Below are 21001 nucleotides of genomic sequence, written 5' to 3'. Positions count from 1 at the left end.
GCGTGCCTAGCGCACCGACGTGAAGAACCTCGCGAGACGGAAGCCGGACAGCCACGTCCATACCGGCTGTTCGCGGATGCCCAGATCCCACGAGCCGATCACGGCATCGGCGCGTCCGACCAGATCATCGATCGGCAACATTCCGACGCCGCCATCGCGCAGCGGCACGCGGCTGTCGGCGGAGTTGTCGCGGTTGTCGCCCATGACGAACAGATAGCCTTCCGGCACCGTGACTTCGGCGGTGTTGTCGAGCCGTCCGTTGTCGCGAATCTTGAAAATCGCGTGGCTGACGCCGCCCGGCAGCGTTTCGATGTAGCGGCGCGCCGGTTCGTATCCGCCGCGCTCGTCTTCCACTTCGCCGATGCCGTCAGGCTTCAGCGAAGCCGCGCGATCATTGATGAAGAGTTGTCCCTGGCGCATTTGAATGCGGTCGCCTGGAAGGCCGACGACGCGCTTGACCCAGGCCTGCGAGCGGTCGCCGGGCCAGCGGAACACCACGACATCGCCGCGCTTGGGCGCGTTGCCGAAGATGCGCCCGGTCTCCGGCAGGTTGATCTGGATCGGCAGCGAGGCGGTGCCGTAGCCGTAAGGGAATTTCGAGGCGAGCAGCGCGTCGCCAATCAGAAGCGTCGGCTCCATCGACCCCGAAGGGACATAGAACGGCTCGGCGATCGCGCCCTTGGCCAGGAACACCAGTCCGAGCGCCGCGAGAAACTGAAGCAGTTGGGCGCCCCAGCCGCGCGCGCGCGTGGCGATTGTTTGCCGTTCCATGGTCATGCGCCGGTGCCTCCAACCGTAATACGTTCCATCCGCAGCGTCGGCTGGCCGACACCGACCGGAACGCCCTGGCCGTTCTTGCCACAGGTCCCGATCCCGGTGTCGAGTGCGAGGTCGTTGCCGATCATGGTGATGCGATGCAGGTCGGTCGGTCCGTTGCCGATCAGCATCGCGCCCTTCAACGGCGCGCCCACCTTGCCGTTCTCGATCCGATAGGCCTCGGTGCACTGGAAGACGTATTTGCCGGAGGTGATGTCGACCTGGCCACCGCCGAAATTGGCGGCAAAGATGCCGTTCTTGACCGACGCCAGAATCTCGGCCGGATCGCGGTCGCCGGACAGCATGTAGGTGTTGGTCATCCGCGGCATCGGCACGTGGGCATAACCCTGGCGGCGGCCGTTGCCGGTCGGCTTCATGTTCATCAGCCGCGCATTCTGCCGGTCCTGCATGTAGCCGACGAGGACGCCGTCCTCGATCAACACGGTGCGGTTGGTCGGCGTGCCCTCGTCGTCGATCGAGAGCGAGCCTCGCCTTGAAGCCATGGTGCCGTCATCGACCACGGTGACGCCTTTGGCGGCCACCTGCTGGCCCATCAACCCGGCAAAGGCGCTAGTCTTCTTACGATTGAAATCGCCTTCGAGGCCGTGGCCGACGGCTTCGTGCAGCATCACGCCGGGCCAACCGGCGCCCAGAACCACGTCCATTTCGCCCGCGGGCGCCGGCACCGATTCCAGATTGACCAGCGCCTCGCGGATCGCGCCGTCGGCGGCCTCACGCCACGCCTTGGTCTCGATGAAGCGGGCATAGCCCTCGCGGCCGCCATAACCGCGCGAGCCGCTTTCCTGACGGCTGCCCTGGCCCGCGACCACCGAAATATTGACCCGCACCAGCGGGCGGATGTCGCGATAGCTCTCGCCATCGGGCCGCAGGATCTCGACCACCTGCCAGGTGGCGCCCAGACTGACCGTGACCTGGCGGACTCGCGGCTCCTTTTCGCGCACATAGGCGTCGATTTCGGCGAGCAGCTTGACCTTGGTCTCGAAGCCCGGCGCATCCAGCGGATTCTCATCGCCGTAAAGCCGCACATTGGTATGTGCCGGCGCCGCCGCAAACGCGCCGCTATAGCCGCCGCGGACGGCGGAGACCGCATCCGCCGCACGGATCAAGGCCGGCAGCGAAACGTCGGAGGAGTGCGCATAGCCGACCGCGTCATCCTTCACCGCGCGCAGGCCGAACCCCTGGCTGGTGTCATAGGTCGCCTGCTTCAGCCGGCCGTTGTCGAACATCAAGGCTTCGGTCTGGCTGTATTCGAGGAACAACTCGCCATCGTCGGCGCCGGCAAGTCCGCGGCCGATCTGCTGGCGGACTGAATCACGATCGAGGTGGGCGCGGTCGAGGAGCGAGGTGGGGGGCGTCATGCGTACTCCAGGTTTCAAGTCTTTCGCGTTACCATCGCCGGTGTGCGACGACATGCAGGCGTCGCGCAGGTTAGACAAATCCGGCAAGGCGGTCGCCTTACATCACCGTAACCCGAAAGCTCTTTCCCGGTCCGCATGACTTTCTCGCGACTTCTCCAAAATAAGCGCGAAGAGCTGCGAAAGGGAGGGGGCGGGGCGTGGCAAAAAGCGAGGCAGATTGCCTCACGGTAATTTGTCGTAACCCTCGCCGAGCCCGTTCAGGCTCAGCGGAAAGCCGATGCCCTCCTCAGGCGTCTCGAAGATGATGAAAGTCGCGGTCTTGGCGCTCTTGAGCTGGCCTAACAGCTTGTCGTCCATGACGACTTCGGCCACGCAGCCATTAGGCAGGCAGCGGACAAAGCCGGCCCGTCCCACGTCGACATTGTCGAGCTTCAGGCCAAGCCCGGAGGGCAGGAGCACGCCGAGCGGTGCGACCACCCGCATCAGCTTGCTCTTCTGGTCGGCGGTCTTGAGCACGATCACGGTCAGGCCAGCGTTGGAGCGGTCCTCGGCTACCACGCTCTGAATGAGTGCACATTGCTCGGTTTGCGCGCCGGGAGGTGTATCGCAGCGGATTTGCCAGTCGCCATGGACCGAGCGCACGGCGCCTTGGGCGTTGGCCGGCGCGGCGAAGCCCAGCCAGCACAAAACGGCTGACGCAGCCGCCATTGCCGCGATCCATCGCGCCCCGGCGGACCCACGGGGAGCAGCGGAACTGGTGGTCGGGTGTTTCGAAGGCCCCATCGGGGTCGATCCCTTGATTTCTTCGGCAAATTTCGTTGGCAAAAACAGAACGCACCCGACTGATACGGCAATGACGGCGCCTTGATGGCTGACCGGGCGCCCTGATCGACGAATCAGAGCCATGATGCGCGATATTTCTGTGCCTACATCCAGTAATCCGCCTGTCAAGCCGTCACCGGTGTGAAACGGGAGTTTGGGCTGATTTCTCGGGGGAAATGCGACATTCCCATAATAGCCGCGCATGCACCCCTGCACGACGTACTACTGCATTGCGATGCCCGTGGAATTATGGTTTGAGAGGCTAGATTTTGACGCATTCCAACAAGCTGGCCCCATGTGCCTCCAGGGTACATTCGAAGGCCATTTTGCAGGGGTCGGGATCGTTGCGTTATTCGCGCTGTCGCGGAATACGCGAGGGGATTTTTTCGAAGGGAGCGCGAGCGGCATGAAGATGTCGAAGGGCCAGATTGGCCGTCGGTTGCTGGGTTTGGCGGTGGCCGGCACCGCATGGGGTGCTTGCGGGTCGGCGTTTGCTGAATTGGGCCAACCGGCTCCGTGGGAGTACAAGCTGCAGGAAGCGGCTTCTCCTGTCATGGAGAACATCACCTGGTTTCATAACTTCCTGACCGTCCTGATCACCGTCATTACGGTGTTCGTGCTGGCGCTGCTCGTCATGGTGGTTGTCAAGTTCAACGCCAAGGCCAACCCGGTTCCGTCCCGTACCACCCATAACACGCTGATCGAGGTGGCCTGGACGCTGGTCCCGGTGCTGATCCTGGTCGGCATCGCGGTTCCGTCGTTCCGCCTGCTGTTTCTGGAACTCGATATTCCGAAAGCCGATCTGACCATCAAGGCGACCGGCAAGCAGTGGTACTGGTCGTACGCCTATCCGGATAACGGCAAGTTCGAATTCGATTCGCTGATGGCCCAGGACAAGCAGCCGCGGCTGCTTGGCGTCGACAATGAAATGGTCGTGCCGGTGAACAAGATCGTCCGGGTGCTGACCGTGGGCGCGGACGTGATCCACTCCTTCGCGGTGCCGGCCTTCGGCATCAAGATCGACGCCATCCCCGGCCGTCTCAACGAGACCTGGTTCAAGGCTACCAAGACCGGCATGTTCTACGGCCAGTGTTCGGAATTGTGCGGCAAGGACCACGCCTTCATGCCGATCGCGGTCAAGGTCGTCACCGACCAGGAATTCGCAGCCTGGGTCGAGGACGCCAAGAAGAAATTTGCGTCCAATCCGGCGAACTCGTTCGCCTCGATTGGCGCAGCGGCGCAGTGAGCTGAGCGCCGGTCCCTTCAGCGTTGAGGGGACTGGCCTGGAATTGATCGTCGGGTCCGAGTCACGCCACAAGGCGCGTGATACGGGGCGACAGGGCGATGGACCCGCAGGGGTCTGGACCTAAGGATTGCAAGGCAGGGTTTGAAAATGGCAACCACCGCAGCGACACACGACCACGCGCATGACGACCACGCCCACGACCATCCGACGGGGTGGCGGCGCTGGTTGTTCTCGACCAATCACAAAGACATCGGCACGATGTACCTGATCTTTGCGATTATCGCCGGCATCATCGGTGCGGCGATGTCGATCGCGATCCGGATCGAGCTGATGTATCCGGGCGTGCAGCTGTTCCACGAAACCCACACCTACAACGTCTTCGTCACCTCGCACGGCCTGATCATGATCTTCTTCATGGTGATGCCGGCGATGATCGGCGGCTTCGGCAACTGGTTCGTGCCGCTGATGATCGGTGCGCCGGACATGGCCTTCCCGCGCATGAACAATATCTCGTTCTGGCTGCTGCCGGCCTCCTTCGCGCTGCTGTTGCTTTCGACCTTCGTCGAGGGCGAGCCGGGCGCCAACGGCGTCGGCGCCGGCTGGACCATCTACGCGCCGCTGTCGACGACGGGCCATCCCGGCCCCGCGGTCGATTTTGCGATCCTGTCGCTGCACCTTGCCGGTGCTTCGTCGATTCTCGGCGCCATCAACTTCATCACCACGATCTTCAACATGCGCGCGCCCGGCATGACCCTGCACAAGATGCCGCTGTTCGTGTGGTCGATCCTGGTGACGGTGTTCCTGCTGCTGTTGTCGCTGCCGGTGCTCGCCGGCGCGATCACCATGCTGCTGACCGACCGCAACTTCGGCACCACGTTCTTCTCGGCCGACGGCGGCGGCGATCCGGTGCTGTTCCAGCACCTGTTCTGGTTCTTCGGCCATCCGGAAGTGTACATCCTGATCCTGCCGGGCTTCGGCATGATCAGCCAGATCGTCTCGACCTTCTCGCGCAAGCCCGTGTTCGGCTATCTCGGCATGGCCTATGCGATGGTCGCGATCGGCGGCATCGGCTTCGTGGTGTGGGCGCACCACATGTACACGGTCGGCATGTCGTCGGCGACGCAGGCTTACTTCGTTGCCGCTACCATGGTGATCGCGGTGCCGACCGGCGTGAAGATCTTCTCCTGGATCGCCACGATGTGGGGCGGCTCGATCGAATTCCGCACCCCCATGCTGTGGGCGATCGGCTTCATCTTCCTGTTTACGCTCGGTGGCGTCACCGGCGTCGTGCTCGCGAATGCCGGCGTCGATCGCGTGCTGCAGGATACCTATTACGTGGTGGCGCACTTCCACTACGTGCTGTCGCTGGGCGCGGTGTTCGCGATCTTTGCCGGCTGGTACTACTGGTTCCCGAAAATGTCGGGCTACATGTATAACGAGACCATCGGCAAGGCACATTTCTGGTTCACGTTCGTCGGCGTCAACCTGGTGTTCTTCCCGCAGCACTTCCTCGGCCTGTCGGGCATGCCGCGCCGCTATGTCGACTATCCCGATGCCTTCGCCGGCTGGAACCTGGTGTCGTCGATCGGCTCCTACATCTCCGGCTTCGGCGTGCTGATCTTCATCTACGGAGTGTTCGACGCCTTCGCGCGCAAGCAGCTGGCCGGCGACAATCCGTGGGGCGCGGGTGCCACGACGCTGGAATGGACGCTGTCGTCGCCGCCGCCGTTCCATCAATTCGAAGTTCTGCCACGCGTTCAGTAGTGGGCGGCGCGGCGCGATGAGCGCCGCGTCCTGATAAATCTAAGGAAACGAGAGCCGCCTTGTCGGTCGTCGATCACACCAGCATCGAACTCAGCCCTCGGATTTCGGAAGCCGAGGTCCGCGACTACGTCGCGCTGCTGAAGCCGCGGGTGATGTCGCTTGTGGTGTTCACGGCGCTCGTGGGCCTCATGATCGCGCCGGTGCATGTGCACCCGATTCTGGCCTTTACCTCGATCCTTTGCATCGCGGTCGGGGCCGGCGCCTCGGGTGCGCTGAACATGTGGTACGAGGCCGATATCGACGCACTGATGTCGCGCACCGCCAACCGGCCGATCCCGCGCGGCCGGATCACCCCGCCGGAGGCGGCCGCCTTCGGCATGACGCTCGCCTTCTTCTCGGTGATGACGCTCGGCATCCTCGTGAACTGGGTCGCCGGCGGGCTGCTCGCTTTCACGATCTTTTTCTACGTCGTGATCTACACGATTTGGCTGAAACGCTGGACCGCACAGAACATCGTGATCGGCGGCGCTGCGGGCGCGCTTCCGCCTGTCGTGGCCTGGGCGGCCGCGACCGGCTCGCTCGCGGTCGAGCCGCTGCTCTTGTTCCTGATCATCTTCTTCTGGACCCCGCCGCACTTCTGGGCGCTGGCCTTGTTCCGCAGCGACGACTATGCGCGTGCCGGCGTTCCGATGCTGCCGGTCACCGCCGGGCCGGATGCGACACGGCTGCAAATCCTGCTTTACGCCATCGTGCTGGTCGCGGTGGCGCTCGCGCCCTGGCCGCTCGGCTATTTCGATGCGGTCTACGGCGTGGTGTCGCTCGTCCTCGGTGCCGGTATGCTGGGGCTTTCGATCAACGTTTATCGTTTTCGCGAGGGGCGCGAGGCTGCAAGTGCCACGCGGCGTTTGTTCGCGTTCTCGATCCTTTATCTGTTTGCGCTATTTGCGACCCTCTTGCTCGAGGTCGTGGCGCGCGCCGTTGCACCGATGGTCTGGTAAGGGCGCATGGCGACACAATGGCTGATAACGAAAAACCAGATGGAATCGTCCTCACCGAGGCGCAAAAGAGAAGCCGCCGCCAGCGCTCGGTCGCAATTGCGCTCGCGCTCGGCGTTCTCGTCCTGTTGTTTTTCGCAGTCACCATGGTCAAGGGGCCGGCCGTTCTAGTGCGGCCGATGTAAGCACATGGCGAACCATCAGAACCAGGATCAGGCTTCCCGACGCGAGAAGACATCATCGCGCCGCGGCCTGACCCGCGACGCCACTGTCGCTGCAATCTGCGGCTTCGTGGTGGTGTTGATGGTGGGTGCGGCCTATGCGGCCGTGCCGTTCTACAACTGGTTCTGCCGCGCCACCGGATTCAACGGCACCACACAGGTGGCAACATCGGCGCCTTCGGGCGCGCCGCTGGAGCGCAAAGTCGCGGTTCGCTTCGATTCCAACGTGGCCGGCGGGTTGCCCTGGAAATTCGAGCCGGAGCAGACCGAGATCGAGGTCAGGATCGGCGAAGTCACGACCGTCTTCTACAAGGTGACCAACCAGTCCGCGCGGACCACGAGCGGGCAGGCGGCCTATAACGTCGCGCCGCTGACGGTCGGTTCCTATTTCGAGAAGATCAACTGTTTCTGCTTCACCGAGCAGACCATGGCGCCGGGCGAAACGCGCCAGATGCCGGTGGTGTTCTATGTCGATCCGTCGATCGTCAAGGACAGCGAGAATGACGGCCTGAATACCATCACCTTGTCCTACACGTTCTTCCCCGTCCGCGAGCCCACGGTAAAGCCGCTAGCCGCAGGCGAGGCGGAAAAGCCCGCGACAAGCGCGAAGGGCAACCTTTGAGGCGAATGCGCGTTGGCCGATAAACACCGGCCAAAGCGAGGTTTGAATTGGAAGTTTGAGACGGAGGGGCCGGGCAGGCCCTGCTAACGGAGAGATCGAAAATGGCTACGGCGCAAGTCAAGCATCACGACTACCACCTCGTCGATCCGAGCCCGTGGCCGGTCGTCGGCTCGATTTCGGCTTTCATCATGGCTGTCGGCGCCATCACCTGGATGCACCACATGACGGGTGCGGCGCCGATCATCTTCTTCGTCGGCTTCATCGGTGTGCTCTACACCATGGCGAGCTGGTGGATGGATGTGATCCGCGAGGCGCAGTACAAGGGCGATCACACCCGCGTCGTGCAGATCAGCCACCGCTATGGCATGATTTTGTTCATCGCTTCCGAGGTGATGTTCTTCGTCGCCTGGTTCTGGGCTTTCTTCAACTCGGCGCTGTTCCCGGCCGATGCGGTTCACGCGGCGCGCGATGCGATTTTCGGATGCGGCGCCGGCACCCAGATCGGCGCCTGCGCGGTTCCTGGCACCTGGCCGCCGAAAGGCATCGAGGCATTCGATCCCTGGCATCTGCCGCTGCTCAACACGCTGCTGCTGTTGACCTCGGGCACCACGGTGACCTGGGCTCACCATGCGCTGCTGGAAGGCGACCGCAAGGGCCTGAAGTACGGCCTGTGGCTGACGGTTGCGCTCGGCGCCCTGTTCACCTGCGTGCAGGCCTATGAGTACAGCCACGCACTGTTCGGCTTCTCCGGCAACGTCTATGGCGCGACCTTCTTCATGGCGACGGGCTTCCATGGTTTCCACGTGCTGGTTGGCACCATCTTCCTGATCGTCTGCCTGGCCCGCGCCTATGCCGGTCATTTCACCCCGACCCAGCACCTCGGCTTCGAATTCGCGGCCTGGTACTGGCATTTCGTCGACGTGGTGTGGCTGTTCCTGTTCGCCTGCATCTATGTCTGGGGCACCGGCGGCGGCCGCCTGATCGGCGCAGAGTAGGTTTGCCGTTATCATCTTTGCGAAAGGGCGGCCCTTTGGCCGCCCTTTTTGTTGAGGTGGTCTGTTCATGGTAGATTTCGCAGCATGAATCCTTCCGACGGCGCCCGATCAGACACGCCATCCTTGCCCGAAAGTGTGGCGCGCGGGCTCGCCTGCAAGTGTCCGCGCTGCGGCAAAGGCAAACTGTTCTCTGGCTTCCTCACGCTGCGGCCAGCATGCGACGCGTGCGGGCTCGACTACACGTTCATCGATACCGGTGATGGTCCAGCCATTTTCATCATCATGCTGGCGGGTGCGATTGTGGTGGGGTGCGCGCTGATCGTGGAGGTGAAGTATCAGCCGCCGTTCTGGCTGCATGCCATGCTGTGGCTGCCGCTGATTCTGGCGACCACGCTGCTACCGTTGCGATCGATGAAGGCGCTCCTGATCGCGCTGCAATTCCATCATAAGGCCGCTCCAGGTCGTTTAATCGATCGCGAACCGAAATGACTGCGACGGTTGAGCGGCGACGCCTCGGCTTCGGCCTGTTTACGTTGGCGATGATTGCGGGATTTATCGGCCTCGGCGTCTGGCAGCTTGAGCGCCGCGTCGAAAAGCATACGCTGATCGCAGCGCTCACCGAACGGCTGGCGGCCGAACCCGTGTCGCTGCCGCCAGCGTCGGCGTGGATCTCACTCACCGCGGAGAAAGACGAATTCCGCCGCGTCCGTTTCAAGGCGGCCTTTGCGGGGCCGGATGCCATGGTCTATAGCGCCGGCTCGGCCGTGCGCGAGGATGTCTCTGGGCCCGGCACCTGGGCTTTCGTGCCGGCCCGGCTTCCAGGTGGTGAGATCGTCGCCGTCAATGCCGGCTTCGTGCAGAACACGATGCAGGACCGGTCCGAGCAGGACCGTGCGGTGGCGCGCCTTGTCACCGGTGCGCCGGTCGATCTCACGGGCTATGTCCGTTTTCCGGAACGTGCGGGCTGGCTGACGCCGGCGGCAAATGCCGCAAAGCGGCTGTGGTTCACCCGCGATCATCAGGATATGTCGCGCGCGCTCGGCTGGGGTGACGTCGCGCCGTTCTACATCGACCTCGAACAGCCGGTGCCACTGAATGGCATTCCGAAGCCGGGACCACTTCAGGTGCATCTGAAAGACGATCACCTGCAATACGCCGTGACCTGGTTTGCGCTGGCTGGCGCCGTGGTGATCGCGTTTATCGTCTGGTGGCGCGGAAGACGCCGCCTGAGCGCAGGCTAGCGGACCGATTCCAACATTCGCATCCCTTCTCAGCCGGCACTTTTGCGAATGTCGGAATCAAAGGGCCACTAGCAAATATAGGTTTTTAGTGGAGTTTCGGATTTGACATTCGCTTGACGAACTCGCGGCAGGTTGGCAGCGAATGTCAAATCCACTCCACTAACCTGTTCGCGATCCCCCGGTCCGTCAGGACAGTTGCCGGTTCTCGCGGCCGACGATCGCCAGCTGTTCGGTTTGAACCGTCTCGAGCCGCGCCATCATCAGGATGCCGGCTACGAACGTCAGTCCGAGGTCTTCAGCCTGTTCGATGGCGTCGTCAATCTGTTCGATCAGTACTCTCGCTCTGGGGTCCCGCAACATGAAATCTCCTTTGCTTGTCATCACACCTGTGGCGCCTCAAATCGTCTTCCAAAATTCCGAGATGATCACACGGACGCCGTGTCACGCAGCCGGAACCAGCACGCGGATCGCGGGCCGTTCGATTGCTGGAAGCCCTTGCCAGACCAGCATCGCCCCCGGCACCGACCGGCGCAGGCAGATTTCCGTCCAGGCCCGTTCGTTGACGTCGACCATCACGGCGACCGTCGACATCTGGTCGATATCGATGGGCAACCCGAGCGGGCGAGCAACCCAGCCCTGATCGAGCAGGCGCGGCAGCCACCAACTCTCGAGCACGATCGTGAAGGCCGAGAGCCCGACCGAAAGACCATATTCCATGGCGGCGGCTTGAATCACGGCCTCGGCGCGCGGTCCGGCGTGTTCACCGCGCCGGTTTCTCACGACAAAAATGCGGGACAATTCGTAGACGTCGGGGCGACGGACGGGTCCGTCGAGCGAGAGCTTCGGAAACAGTTCGCTGAGCAGCGTCGGCGCGGTCGTCGGCACCAGCCGCATGCCGGCAATGATGGAGTGGCCTTCCAGGCCGAGGAGGTAGACGGTTTCGTCCGTGTCGAACTGGTCTATATCGCGCTTGTCAGGACGATCGAGCACGCTCCATTTGCGCTCGACGACATAAATCTGGTGACGGAGACGAAAATAGTCATCGAGAATATCCGAATATAGATGTCTGTTGTCGCGGCGGATGACATGGACGTCCATTGGACTCTCCCGGGCGGCGCGCGCGATTTGCGCATGTCGGGAGAGTGGTTTTTTCGCCGGTCAACCGGCTACTGTCCGAAAGGACAGGTGTCAGAGCTTGATGAGCCCGCGGGCCAGCGCCTTGGCCACGGCCGAGGTTCGGTTGACGGCATTGAGCTTTCGTGAAGCCTCAACCAGATGGAACTTCACGGTACGTTCGGAGATTTTCAGGATCACCGAAATCTCCCACGAGGTCTTGCCGCCCGCTACCCAGCGCAGAACTTCGCGCTCGCGGACGGTCAGCAGCTCGCGCTTTTCTTCCGGCGCACGGGAGAGCGAACGAATGCGGTTGTGGGCATAGACTCCGATCAGTTGTAGAGCGCTCTTGGCGAGCGGGTCGAGGTGCAGGTGCTCGGTGGCGAGGCTGATCACCGCGCCGCCGCCGTCGTAATGCATCGGAATGCAGTAGCCGTCGCGCAGCCGAAACTCGGTGGCACGCATCATCACCAGATGTGCGGCGGGATCGTCTTCCTTGTCGTAACGCGCGTCAGACCACTCGAATGGCTGCACGGTCGAAGCGCCGAAACGGGGCACGGGATCCAGCGCGCTGAAGTTCTCGCGTGTATAAAGCTCGAACCATTCCGCTGGCCAGCCATTGGCCACCGTCAATTCCGGAAGCGCGGTTCCGGGCGCGGGAAGGCCGGCCATGATATAGGCGTGAAATCCGCATGCCTTGATTTCGGATTCGAACAGCTTGACGACGCCGGGCACGTTGAGTCGCTCGACCGCATCCACAAAGTCGAGTGCTCGCCTCCCCCATTGCCGGGCTGCGTCCACGATCGTGTCCCCTTAAATCCCCCTGAGAGATTGCAACCTCACCGTGCTTGCGTCAATTGAGATAGTCTGTCGCTCGTTGCGCGGTAACCTGCTCCTTCTCAGCCGGCTGCGCAAAGATTTGGCGGTGCTGATTTGGACCGTCGCCGCTCGCGGGCTGAAGGGAACGGGGAGTTGAAAGAGGGTATTCCTGCCGCTCCTGTGGAGGCTTCCGGTTCGCATGGCGGAGCCTCTCCAAGAAGCGGTTTTCAGTTCCTGCCAAAACGCTTATGGTGACGCCACTTTACTCCCGTCAGGGTAGTTTTACATATAAATATCAAAGGTTTGACAGAGGGTCGGACCTTTGGAGGGCGGCTTGAGGCAGTACATTTCGACGCGGGGGGAGGCTCCCGCCCTGGGCTTTTGTGACGTGATGCTGACCGGGCTCGCCCGGGACGGCGGACTTTACGTGCCCGAAATCTGGCCGCAGCTCTCCCCCGAGATCATCGGCGGGTTTTTCGGACGGCCCTATTGGGAAGTCGCGGTCGATGTCATCCGCCCCTTCGCCGGCGACGAGATTTCAGATGCCGATCTTGGCCGCATGGCGAACGAGGCCTACGCAACGTTTCGTCACCCCGCGGTGGTGCCGCTCGATCAGACCGGTCCCAATCAGTTCCTGCTCGAGCTGTTTCACGGCCCGACGCTGGCGTTCAAGGATGTCGCGATGCAGTTGCTGTCGCGGCTGATGGACCATGTTTTGGCGAAGCGCGCGCAACGCACCACGATTGTCGTGGCGACCTCGGGTGATACCGGAGGCGCGGCGGTCGATGCCTTTGCCGGTCGCGACAATGTCGATCTCATCGTTCTGTTTCCACACGGCCGCATCTCGGACGTGCAGCGGCGGATGATGACGACGGCCGGCGCGAGCAACGTTCACGCGATTGCGATCGAAGGCACCTTCGACGACTGCCAGGCGATCGTGAAGGAATTGTTCAACGACCACACCTTTCGCGATGCGGTCGCGCTGTCGGGGGTCAATTCGATCAACTGGGCGCGCATCGTCGCGCAGGTGGTCTACTACTTCACCTCGGCCGTTGCGCTTGGCGCGCCCGCGCGCAGCGTCGACTTCACGGTGCCGACGGGTAACTTCGGTGACATTTTTGCGGGCTTCGTCGCCAAGCGCATGGGGTTGCCGATCCGCTGGCTGCGCATTGCCTCGAACGTCAACGACATTCTGCCGCGTACCCTCAAGACTGGGATCTATGAAACCCGCGAAGTCCACGCCTCGACGTCGCCGTCGATGGATATTCAGGTATCCTCGAATTTCGAGCGCCTGCTGTTCGAAGCCAGCGGCCGCGATGCCGCAATGGTGCGGCGTCTGATGGCTTCGCTGAAGCAGTCCGGACGTTTCGTGCTTCCGGCGGCGGTTCTGGCTGCGGTGCGCAGCGAATTCGAGGCCGGCCGCGCCGATGAAACCGAGACCAGCGCCGTCATCCGCACCGCCTGGCGCGAAGCGGGCGATCTGGTCGATCCGCATACCGCGGTGGCGCTGGCGGTTGCCGACCGCGACACGCCGGATTCGAAACTCCCCAACATCGTGCTGTCGACTGCGCATGCCGCCAAGTTTCCCGATGCGGTAGAGGCGGCCTGTGGTGTCCGGCCGGAATTGCCGTCGTGGCTGGAGGGTTTGATGACCAGGCCCGAACGCGTCCAAGTGATGAAAAACGACACAGTTGAAGTTGCGCGATTTGTCCGTTCGGTCAGCCGCGCCGCCAAGGAAGGAACTGCCGGATGAGCGTTGAAGTCACGAAACTGCCGTCTGGCCTTACTGTCATCACCGATACCATGCCGCATCTTCAGACCGCCGCGCTCGGCGTATGGGCGGGCGTCGGCGGCCGGGACGAAAAGGCCAACGAGCACGGCATATCGCATTTGCTCGAACACATGGCGTTCAAGGGAACGACGCGGCGTACCTCGCGCGAGATCGTCGAGGAGATCGAGGCCGTCGGCGGCGATCTCAACGCCGGCACATCGACCGAAACCACGGCCTATTATGCGCGCGTCATGAAGGCCGACGTGCCGCTGGCGCTCGACGTGCTGTCCGACATTCTCACCAATCCTTCCTTCGTGCCCGACGAGCTCGAGCGCGAAAAGAGCGTCATTGTGCAGGAAATCGGCGCAGCCCAGGACACACCCGACGACGTCGTGTTCGAACACCTCAACGAGCTGTGCTTCCCGGATCAGCCAATGGGGCGATCGCTGCTCGGAACAGCCAAGACGCTGAAGTCCTTTAACCGTGACATGCTGCGCGGTTATCTCTCGACGCACTATCGCGGGCCCGACATGGTGGTTGCCGCGGCCGGCGCCGTCGACCACAAGCGAGTGGTCGATGATGTCGCGCAGCGTTTTGCAGGTTTCGACGACGCGCCGGCGCCGAAGCCGCAGCCCGCCATGTTCGGCAAGGGAGGTTCGCGCGTCGTGCATCGCGAGCTGGAGCAGGCGCATCTGACTCTGGCGCTCGAGGGTGTTCCGCAAACCGACCTGTCGCTGTTCTCGCTTCAGGTGTTCACCAATATTCTCGGTGGCGGGATGTCGTCGCGGCTGTTTCAGGAAGTGCGCGAGAAGCGCGGCCTCTGCTACTCGGTCTACGCGTTCCACGCACCTTATATCGATACCGGATTTTTCGGCCTCTATACCGGCACCGATCCAGCCGATGCGCCGGAGATGATGGAAGTCATCGTCGACGTCATCAACGATGCCGTCGAGACCCTGACCGAAGCCGAGGTTGCCCGCGCCAGGGCGCAGATGAAGGCCGGACTTCTGATGGCTTTGGAAAGCTGTAGCTCGCGCGCCGAGCAGTTGGCACGCCATATCCTGGCTTACGGACGGCCGTTGACCACGGAAGAACTGGTGGCGCGGATCGACTCGGTCAGTGTCGAAACGACGCGAAATGCGGCGCGCGCCCTGTTGTCCCGCAGCCGGCCTGCCGTAGTCGCTCTCGGTAGCGGAAGGGGACTAGACACGGCGGTTGCTTTTGCGGAAGGATTGACCCGATCGAAGGCGAAGAGCCTTCACTAGTGGGGCAGATTTGACATTCGTTACCGGCCTGGTCGCAAACTCGCAAAGCGAATGTCAAATCCAGAGCTCCACTGGAAAACAATATTTGCAAGTGGTCCCATCATTCTAGCATTCGCAAAAGGTGCTGCTGAGACGGGATGCGAATGTTAGAATGGGACCACTTGAAGGCCGTTGCGCCACGGCGGGAACATGAGCCTGATCCAATCATGATTCCTGTTTGAGGCGGCGGGGGAGTTTCGCACATGGCCCTGTTTCGGTTGCCCTCGAGCGGACCGGCCGCGCTTGTTCCGCGCGGTCATGGGCTCTTGCTGCGCGCTCCGCAGATGTCGGATTTTCTGCAATGGGCGCATTTGCGCGAAATCAGCCGCGGCTATCTGACGCCGTGGGAGCCGATCTGGCCGTCCGACGATTTGACGCGATCCGGCTTCCGGCGGCGGCTGCGCCGTTATGCCGAAGATATTGCCGCCGACCGGTCATATCCCTTCATCGTTTTCCGCGAGGCCGATGGCGTGATGGTCGGCGGGATCACGCTTGCAAATGTGCGCCGCGGCATTGTTCAGGCCGGGACGATCGGATACTGGGTCGGACAGCCCCATGCGCATCGCGGGTACATGACGACGGCGCTCCGGGTGCTGTTGCCGACGCTGTTCGGCGAACTCAATTTGCACCGGATCGAAGCCGCTTGTATCCCCACCAACGTGCCGTCGATCAGGGTACTGGAAAAGTGCGGCTTCACCCGCGAGGGCCTGGCGCGGCGTTACCTCTGCATCAACGGCGTCTGGCAGGACCACCTGCTATTCGGCCTGCTGCATGAGGACTTTCGCGGCTGACCTTGTTTCTGTGTGTGACTAACCTTGTTTCCAAATTGTGACAGGTGCCTTTGGTTTGCCGCCATTGCCCTGTTATAAGCACCGCGCATATGCCCCGTTGAAAGCGGCAATCTCGACGGTGGCGATTTACTGGGGACTTTTAGCTAATGCGGCATAGTCGGATCGGGCAGGCGAGCGTGGCCGTAATGGTGCGCCACAAGCGCACCGCGCTGGCGCTGGCGGTTTCCGCCGTCGCTTTGCTGTCCGGCTGCGGTGGCACCACCGTCAATAATCCGTTCAGCACCGCGCCGCCGCCGCAGGAAGACCTCCCGACCCTCACTGACCGGTTCGATCAGCTGTTCGGCGGCCGTGGCAAGGTTTCCGAAACGGCGACCGACGGCACCGAAGTCGACTGTCCGGTCGTGAGAATTCGCGCCGGCGCGTCCACCTATGGGGTGGCGCCGCCCGGCAAGCAGCCTGTCGCCAGCGAGTTGAACTACCAGGCGACGATCACGCGGACAGCGCGCGATTGCCGCCGCACTACCAGCGGCCAGATTACCGCACGCATCGGCGTTCAGGGCAGGGTCATCGCAGGTCCGGCCGGCGCGCCGGCCTCGGTCGAAGTCCCGCTTCGTGTCGCGATCGTGCAGGCCGGGGTCAATGAGAGGGTGCTCATGACCAAGGTATACCGAACCACGGTAGGGATGACGGAGGGCGGTGGAGCGTTCAGCGTCGTGGGGGAAGACCTGGTGTTCAACATGCCCCAAACCCTGACCAGCGATTCCTACGTTTTCTATGTCGGCTTCGATCCGCAGGCGGTGACGCCGGCGGCGCCGTCGCGGCGCAGATAAACCATTCGTCCAGATGAAATGAAAAAGCCGGCGCGATAGTCTCGCGCCGGCTTTTTTCCTTGATCGGGTTCGTCAGTTCAGCTTTTCACGAACTTCAGTGATGCCCTTGGCGAGCAGGTCGTCGGCGACCGGCCCCTTCACCGTCTGCGAAAGGACAGTGGAGGCCGCCGTCACCGCGGCATTGGCCGCGGCGGCGCGCACGTCTGCCAGCGCCTGGGCCTCGGCGAGCGCGATCTTGTTCTCGGCAGTCTTGGTGCGCCGGGCGACGAAATCTTCCATCTTGGCTTTGGCCTCCGAGGCGACGCGTTCGGCGTCGACCTTCGCAGCGGCGACGATTTCCTGGGCCTCACGCTCGGCGCTGGCGCGCCGGGCCTTGTATTCCTCGAGCAGGCTGGCTGCTTCCTGCTTGAGGCGGCGGGCATCGTCGAGCTCGGCCTTGATCCGCTCGCTGCGATGATCGAGCGCCGTCAGCACCGTGCGGTGAACGCCGACATAGGCGAACACACCCATCAGGATGACGAAACCAACTGCGACCCAGAATTCCGGTTCGGCGAACATGAAAGTTTATCCCTTCAAGGACGCATCGACGGCCTGCCCGACCGATGCGCTGTCCGGCGTAACGCCGGCCAGGCGCTGGACGATGGCCGCTGCCGCATCGGTCGCAATGCCGCGCACGTTGCTCATGGCGGCTTCACGGGTGGACGCAATGGTCTTCTCCGCCTCAGCCAGCTTTTGCGACAGCTTTTCTTCCAGAGTCTTGCGTTCAGCCTCGGAAGCGGCGTTCAGCTTTTCGCGGGTTTCCGCACCGATCGCCTGCGCGCGGGAACGCGCGGCGGCCAGTTCGCTCTCATAGGCCTTGAGCGCACTGTCGGACTCGTCCTTCAGCTTTTGGGCTGCCGCGAGGTCGCCATCGATCGTGCCCTGACGCTGGTCGATCACGGCGCCGACGCGCGGCAACGCAATCTTCGAGACGATCAGATAAAGCGCGACGAACGCAATCGCCAGCGACACCAGCTGCGAGGCGAAGGTGTCTTTCTGGAACGGCGGGAACGGCGCCTTGTGGCCGCCGTCGGCCTCGGTATGAGCGGTGGCGCCCTTCGGCTGGCCATGACTTTCAGCCATGGGCTTCTCCTGTTCGGCTAACCGGGATTCGACGCCTGCCTCTCAAGCGAGGCAGGGTCTGCGGTGGATCAGAGCGCGAAAAGCAGGAGCAGCGCGATCAGCAGCGAGAAGATGCCGAGCGCTTCGGTCACGGCGAAGCCGAAAATCAGGTTGCCGAACTGGCCCTGAGCGGCCGACGGATTGCGCACCGCAGCGGCAAGATAGTTGCCGAAGATGATGCCCACGCCAGCGCCGGCGCCACCCATGCCGATGCAGGCAATACCGGCACCAATGTACTTCGCGGCAATCGGATCCATGAAACGAACTCCTTCTTGAGGTTTGGTTGACAGGCCTTTTCTAGTGGCCCGGATGGATAGCATCGTTGATGTAGATGCAGGTGAGGATGGTGAAGACGTAGGCCTGGAGGAAGGCCACCAGAAGCTCAAGCGCGGTCAGCGCAATGACCATGCCGAGCGGCAAAATGGCGCCGAAGTAGCCAAGGATGCCGAGGCCAGCCAGCAGCGGAATGAAGCTCGCGAACACGGCGAGCGCAATGTGGCCCGCCAGCATGTTGGCAAACAGACGCACCGAATGCGAGATCGGCCGCAGGAAGAACGAGAAGATCTCGATGAAAACGACCAGCGGCAGGATGAAGATCGGAATGCCCGAGGGCACGAACAGCTTGAGGAATTTCAGGCCGTTCTTGTAGAAGCCGTAGATCAGCACGGTGAAGAACACCAGGAACGCCAGCGCCGCGGTGACGATGATGTGGCTTGCGATCGTGAAGTTGTAGGGAATGACGCCGACGATGTTGGAGACGGCGATCAGCATGAACAGCGAAAAGATCAGCGGAAAGAACTTCATTCCGTCCTTGCCGGCCGTCGATCGAATGGTGTTGGCGACGAATTCGTAAGCGATTTCGGCGACCGACTGGATGCGCCCCGGCACCAGGCGCCGGCCCGAGCCGAGCATCAGCAACGAAATCAGCGCCACCGCTCCGAGCATGTAGGCGGAGGAATTGGTGAAGGCGATCTCCTGATTGCCGATATGGCCAATCGTGAAGAGCTTTTCGATGTGGAATTGTTCGATCGGATCGACCATCCGCGTAGCAATCTCTGGCTTTGCCGGTCACACCGGCGCTTCAAATCACGTCGTTCGCCACTTCCTTAGCGGCCGGTCTTGCCCTGAGCAACACCTGCGGACCTGACCACGTTCACGACACCCGCCACGAAGCCGAGCAGCACGAACACGATGAGCCCGAAAGGGGACGTCGAGAGCAGACGGTCGAAACCCCAGCCCATCAGCCCTCCGACGAGAACGCCGGCGATCAACTCCGATGAGAGGCGGAAACCGAGCGCCATCGCCGAAGCGCGGGCGCTGCCGTCTCCACTTTCAGCTCCGGATTGATCAGTTCTGATGTTTCGGCTGTCCCGAAGTTCGGACAACCGGTGCTCCAGACTTCCGAGCCTTGCGGAAAGTGCGGCCTCCTCGGAGGACGACTTGTTTTCTTCTTCGCGGTCGTTCGTGCCTTGCGCCATGCCTGCTAAGACCCGAAACGATTGCTGAGAACGAAAACGACGCCCGTCACCCCTCAAAAGCCGCGCGGACCATACTGACCACGCCAAATCAAGTCAAGATTGCGTCACAGCCATCTAGCCAATTGATATTGCTATGATATTTGTCAGGTTTTCAGCTGGCCGAATCGCCGGATCATCGCACTGCAATAGCTGGCCGCGATATCACCAATAAATCCGTGACCGGGACCGGCTTGCATCGCCTTTTTGGGTCTGTTGGGATGATCCGCGATTCCAAAAAACTTGCCAGAGAAACTGCATGCCGCGCCAGATCGACTATTACTTTTCGATTTCCTCTCCCTGGGCCTATATCGGACACAAATTGTTCCGCGATGTCGTCGCGACCTACGGCCTTACGGTCAATCACAAGCCGGTCGTCCTGGTCGATTTGTTTTCGGAAACCGGCGGCTTGCCGCTGATCAAGCGTCATCCGGTGCGGCAGCGCTATCGCATGCTCGAACTGCAGCGCTGGCGCGACAAGCGCGGGCTCAATTTCCGTTTCCAGCCGAAATACGTGCCCCTCAACGCACGGCTGGCCGATGGTCTGGTGGTCGCGGCGCTCGAGGCCGGTCACGATCCCGATCCCTTCCTGCGCCGGGCCTTTGCCGGGGTGTGGGAACAAGAGCTCAATCTTGCTGACGCCGAGACGCTGGTTCGGCTGGCTGACGACAGCGGCCTGCCCGGCAAGGCGCTGGTCGAGCGCTCCGGGAGCGAGGAGATCAGCCAGAAATACGAGCAGAACCGGCAGGAAGCCCTGGCGGCCGACGTGTTCGGATCGCCGGCCTATGTGCTGGACGGTGAGGTATTCTGGGGACAGGACCGGATCGAATTGCTGATGGACGCATTGAAATCAGGCCGTCCGCCCTATCGTTCGCAAATTTGAGGGTTAGGTAGGGATAGATAGCGGTAAGACCCTGACGGCCTTTGAGGCGGAGCATCCCATGACCAGAGCGCCATTTCTGACATCGGCCATTGTCTTCGTGTCGATTCTGGCTGGCGCGGACGCCGTCCCCGCCCAATCGATGCCCGACGGTGAAAACGGCCGCTACACGCTGTCGCCGATTGCCGACGGTGTGATCCGTTTGGACACCCGGACCGGCGCGGTCTCGACCTGCAACAATGCCGGCACCGGTTGGGCCTGTTACGTCGTGCCCGACGAGCGCGCCGCCTACGATCAGGAAATCGGCCGGTTGCAGGCGGAGAATGAAAAGTCCAAAGCGGAAGTCGAAAAGCTGAAGGCTGAGCTTGCGTCGCGGCCGGCGGTGGCCGAAGGCAAGACCGACGAAGCGCTGCCGAAAGCGGACTTGCAGAAAAAAGCTGAACCGAAAGTTGCCGAAAGCCCGCGCAAGATCGAAATCCCGCTGCCAAGCGATCGCGACATGGATCGGGTGATGTCGTTCCTGGAGCAAGCCTGGCGGCGGCTGGTCGAGATGGCCAACCGGATGCAGAAAGACGTCAGCGGCAGGATTTGATGAGACGGTCGGAAGTCTCGGAAGTCGTCCCTGCGAAAGCAGGGACCCATACACGACGATCTCTCGATTAGCCGGCCAATGTCGATATCTTCTCTAAAAGCCAATGCCGGTGGTTATGGGTCCCT

25 protein-coding genes are annotated in these 21001 nt (G+C 62.2%); 14 read left to right on the top strand and 11 right to left on the bottom strand.

Annotated features, from left to right (window positions below):
- Window positions 1-6: 6 nt before the first annotated feature.
- From lepB to BUA38_RS10280, 3 genes are all read right to left on the bottom strand, one after another.
- The gene (gene lepB, locus BUA38_RS10290; RefSeq protein WP_072817826.1) at window positions 7-777 is read right to left on the bottom strand and encodes a signal peptidase I; all 771 of its coding nucleotides are present in this window, start codon (window positions 775-777) and stop codon (window positions 7-9) included.
- Window positions 774-2195, bottom strand: a complete 1422-nt coding sequence (gene tldD / locus BUA38_RS10285; protein WP_072817825.1) for a metalloprotease TldD — start codon at window positions 2193-2195, stop codon at window positions 774-776. Before tldD ends, lepB begins: the two co-directional genes overlap by 4 nt.
- Window positions 2196-2417: 222 nt before the next feature.
- Window positions 2418-2978 (bottom strand): invasion associated locus B family protein, encoded by a 561-nt coding sequence (locus BUA38_RS10280; protein ID WP_072826007.1) that lies wholly within the window; start codon window positions 2976-2978, stop codon window positions 2418-2420.
- 445 nt (window positions 2979-3423) lie between these two features.
- Here BUA38_RS10280 and coxB point away from each other — a divergent pair, with 445 nt between their 5' ends.
- The 8 genes from coxB (at window position 3424) to BUA38_RS10240 (ending at window position 10101) form a co-directional block, all read left to right on the top strand.
- Window positions 3424-4263 (top strand): cytochrome c oxidase subunit II, encoded by an 840-nt coding sequence (coxB, locus tag BUA38_RS10275; RefSeq protein ID WP_072826006.1) that lies wholly within the window; start codon window positions 3424-3426, stop codon window positions 4261-4263.
- A 147-nt stretch (window positions 4264-4410) separates the two neighbouring features.
- The gene (ctaD, locus tag BUA38_RS10270; RefSeq protein ID WP_072817824.1) at window positions 4411-6027 is read left to right on the top strand and encodes a cytochrome c oxidase subunit I; all 1617 of its coding nucleotides are present in this window, start codon (window positions 4411-4413) and stop codon (window positions 6025-6027) included.
- A gap of 59 nt (window positions 6028-6086) precedes the next feature.
- The gene (locus tag BUA38_RS10265; protein WP_072817823.1) at window positions 6087-7025 is read left to right on the top strand and encodes a heme o synthase; all 939 of its coding nucleotides are present in this window, start codon (window positions 6087-6089) and stop codon (window positions 7023-7025) included.
- Window positions 7026-7042: 17 nt separating this feature from the next.
- On the top strand, window positions 7043-7207 hold the full coding sequence (locus BUA38_RS10260) for a CoxF protein (RefSeq protein WP_072817822.1): 165 nt from the start codon (window positions 7043-7045) through the stop codon (window positions 7205-7207).
- 4 nt (window positions 7208-7211) lie between these two features.
- Window positions 7212-7865 (top strand): cytochrome c oxidase assembly protein, encoded by a 654-nt coding sequence (locus tag BUA38_RS10255; RefSeq protein WP_072817821.1) that lies wholly within the window; start codon window positions 7212-7214, stop codon window positions 7863-7865.
- 101 nt (window positions 7866-7966) lie between these two features.
- A complete protein-coding gene (locus BUA38_RS10250) occupies window positions 7967-8860 on the top strand; it encodes a cytochrome c oxidase subunit 3 (protein WP_072817820.1) in 894 nt (297 codons plus the stop codon).
- An 84-nt stretch (window positions 8861-8944) separates the two neighbouring features.
- Window positions 8945-9349 (top strand): DUF983 domain-containing protein, encoded by a 405-nt coding sequence (locus BUA38_RS10245; RefSeq protein ID WP_072817819.1) that lies wholly within the window; start codon window positions 8945-8947, stop codon window positions 9347-9349.
- Window positions 9346-10101: an SURF1 family protein gene (locus BUA38_RS10240; protein WP_072817818.1), complete on the top strand. Its 756-nt coding sequence runs from the start codon at window positions 9346-9348 to the stop codon at window positions 10099-10101. Before BUA38_RS10245 ends, BUA38_RS10240 begins: the two co-directional genes overlap by 4 nt.
- A 186-nt stretch (window positions 10102-10287) precedes the next feature.
- Here BUA38_RS10240 and BUA38_RS10235 read toward each other — a convergent pair whose 3' ends face one another.
- The 3 genes from BUA38_RS10235 to BUA38_RS10225 all read right to left on the bottom strand — a co-directional run bounded on the left by BUA38_RS10235 (window position 10288) and on the right by BUA38_RS10225 (window position 12018).
- Window positions 10288-10461, bottom strand: a complete 174-nt coding sequence (locus tag BUA38_RS10235; RefSeq protein ID WP_156898476.1) for a hypothetical protein — start codon at window positions 10459-10461, stop codon at window positions 10288-10290.
- A gap of 81 nt (window positions 10462-10542) precedes the next feature.
- On the bottom strand, window positions 10543-11199 hold the full coding sequence (locus tag BUA38_RS10230; RefSeq protein ID WP_072817816.1) for an acyl-homoserine-lactone synthase: 657 nt from the start codon (window positions 11197-11199) through the stop codon (window positions 10543-10545).
- A 90-nt stretch (window positions 11200-11289) separates the two neighbouring features.
- Entirely contained in the window at window positions 11290-12018 is a 729-nt protein-coding gene (locus tag BUA38_RS10225) for a LuxR family transcriptional regulator (RefSeq protein WP_072817815.1), read from the bottom strand.
- A gap of 349 nt (window positions 12019-12367) precedes the next feature.
- On the opposite strand from BUA38_RS10225, the gene thrC reads away from it, so the two are divergent.
- The 4 genes from thrC to BUA38_RS10205 all read left to right on the top strand — a co-directional run bounded on the left by thrC (window position 12368) and on the right by BUA38_RS10205 (window position 16729).
- On the top strand, window positions 12368-13786 hold the full coding sequence (gene thrC, locus BUA38_RS10220) for a threonine synthase (RefSeq protein WP_072826005.1): 1419 nt from the start codon (window positions 12368-12370) through the stop codon (window positions 13784-13786).
- Window positions 13783-15069, top strand: a complete 1287-nt coding sequence (locus BUA38_RS10215; protein ID WP_072817814.1) for a M16 family metallopeptidase — start codon at window positions 13783-13785, stop codon at window positions 15067-15069. The genes thrC and BUA38_RS10215 overlap by 4 nt, the downstream gene beginning before the upstream one ends.
- A 242-nt stretch (window positions 15070-15311) precedes the next feature.
- Window positions 15312-15899, top strand: coding sequence for a GNAT family N-acetyltransferase (locus BUA38_RS10210; RefSeq protein ID WP_072817813.1), 588 nt, complete (start codon window positions 15312-15314; stop codon window positions 15897-15899).
- Between the two features lie 146 nt (window positions 15900-16045).
- A complete protein-coding gene (locus BUA38_RS10205; protein ID WP_244553230.1) occupies window positions 16046-16729 on the top strand; it encodes a hypothetical protein in 684 nt (227 codons plus the stop codon).
- A gap of 72 nt (window positions 16730-16801) precedes the next feature.
- Here the strand turns inward: BUA38_RS10205 and BUA38_RS10200 are convergent, their stop codons facing one another.
- The 5 genes from BUA38_RS10200 to BUA38_RS10180 form a co-directional block, all read right to left on the bottom strand.
- Window positions 16802-17287, bottom strand: coding sequence for an ATP F0F1 synthase subunit B (locus BUA38_RS10200; RefSeq protein WP_072817812.1), 486 nt, complete (start codon window positions 17285-17287; stop codon window positions 16802-16804).
- A gap of 6 nt (window positions 17288-17293) precedes the next feature.
- A complete protein-coding gene (locus tag BUA38_RS10195; protein WP_072817811.1) occupies window positions 17294-17851 on the bottom strand; it encodes a F0F1 ATP synthase subunit B' in 558 nt (185 codons plus the stop codon).
- A 68-nt stretch (window positions 17852-17919) separates the two neighbouring features.
- Window positions 17920-18147, bottom strand: coding sequence for a F0F1 ATP synthase subunit C (locus BUA38_RS10190; protein ID WP_009796340.1), 228 nt, complete (start codon window positions 18145-18147; stop codon window positions 17920-17922).
- Window positions 18148-18187: 40 nt separating this feature from the next.
- The gene (locus BUA38_RS10185) at window positions 18188-18931 is read right to left on the bottom strand and encodes a F0F1 ATP synthase subunit A (RefSeq protein WP_072817810.1); all 744 of its coding nucleotides are present in this window, start codon (window positions 18929-18931) and stop codon (window positions 18188-18190) included.
- Between the two features lie 65 nt (window positions 18932-18996).
- On the bottom strand, window positions 18997-19368 hold the full coding sequence (locus tag BUA38_RS10180) for an AtpZ/AtpI family protein (protein WP_072817809.1): 372 nt from the start codon (window positions 19366-19368) through the stop codon (window positions 18997-18999).
- Between the two features lie 295 nt (window positions 19369-19663).
- Here BUA38_RS10180 and BUA38_RS10175 point away from each other — a divergent pair, with 295 nt between their 5' ends.
- Both BUA38_RS10175 and BUA38_RS10170 read left to right on the top strand, forming a co-directional pair.
- A complete protein-coding gene (locus BUA38_RS10175) occupies window positions 19664-20287 on the top strand; it encodes a 2-hydroxychromene-2-carboxylate isomerase (RefSeq protein WP_072817808.1) in 624 nt (207 codons plus the stop codon).
- 58 nt (window positions 20288-20345) lie between these two features.
- Window positions 20346-20876, top strand: a complete 531-nt coding sequence (locus BUA38_RS10170) for a hypothetical protein (RefSeq protein ID WP_072817807.1) — start codon at window positions 20346-20348, stop codon at window positions 20874-20876.
- Window positions 20877-21001 lie beyond the last annotated feature (125 nt).

Source organism: Bradyrhizobium erythrophlei (genome assembly GCF_900142985.1).
Classification (GTDB): Bacteria; Pseudomonadota; Alphaproteobacteria; order Rhizobiales; family Xanthobacteraceae; genus Bradyrhizobium; species Bradyrhizobium erythrophlei_B.
Note: the sequence above shows the minus strand (reverse complement) of the source record. Positions and strands in the feature narration are given on the sequence as shown.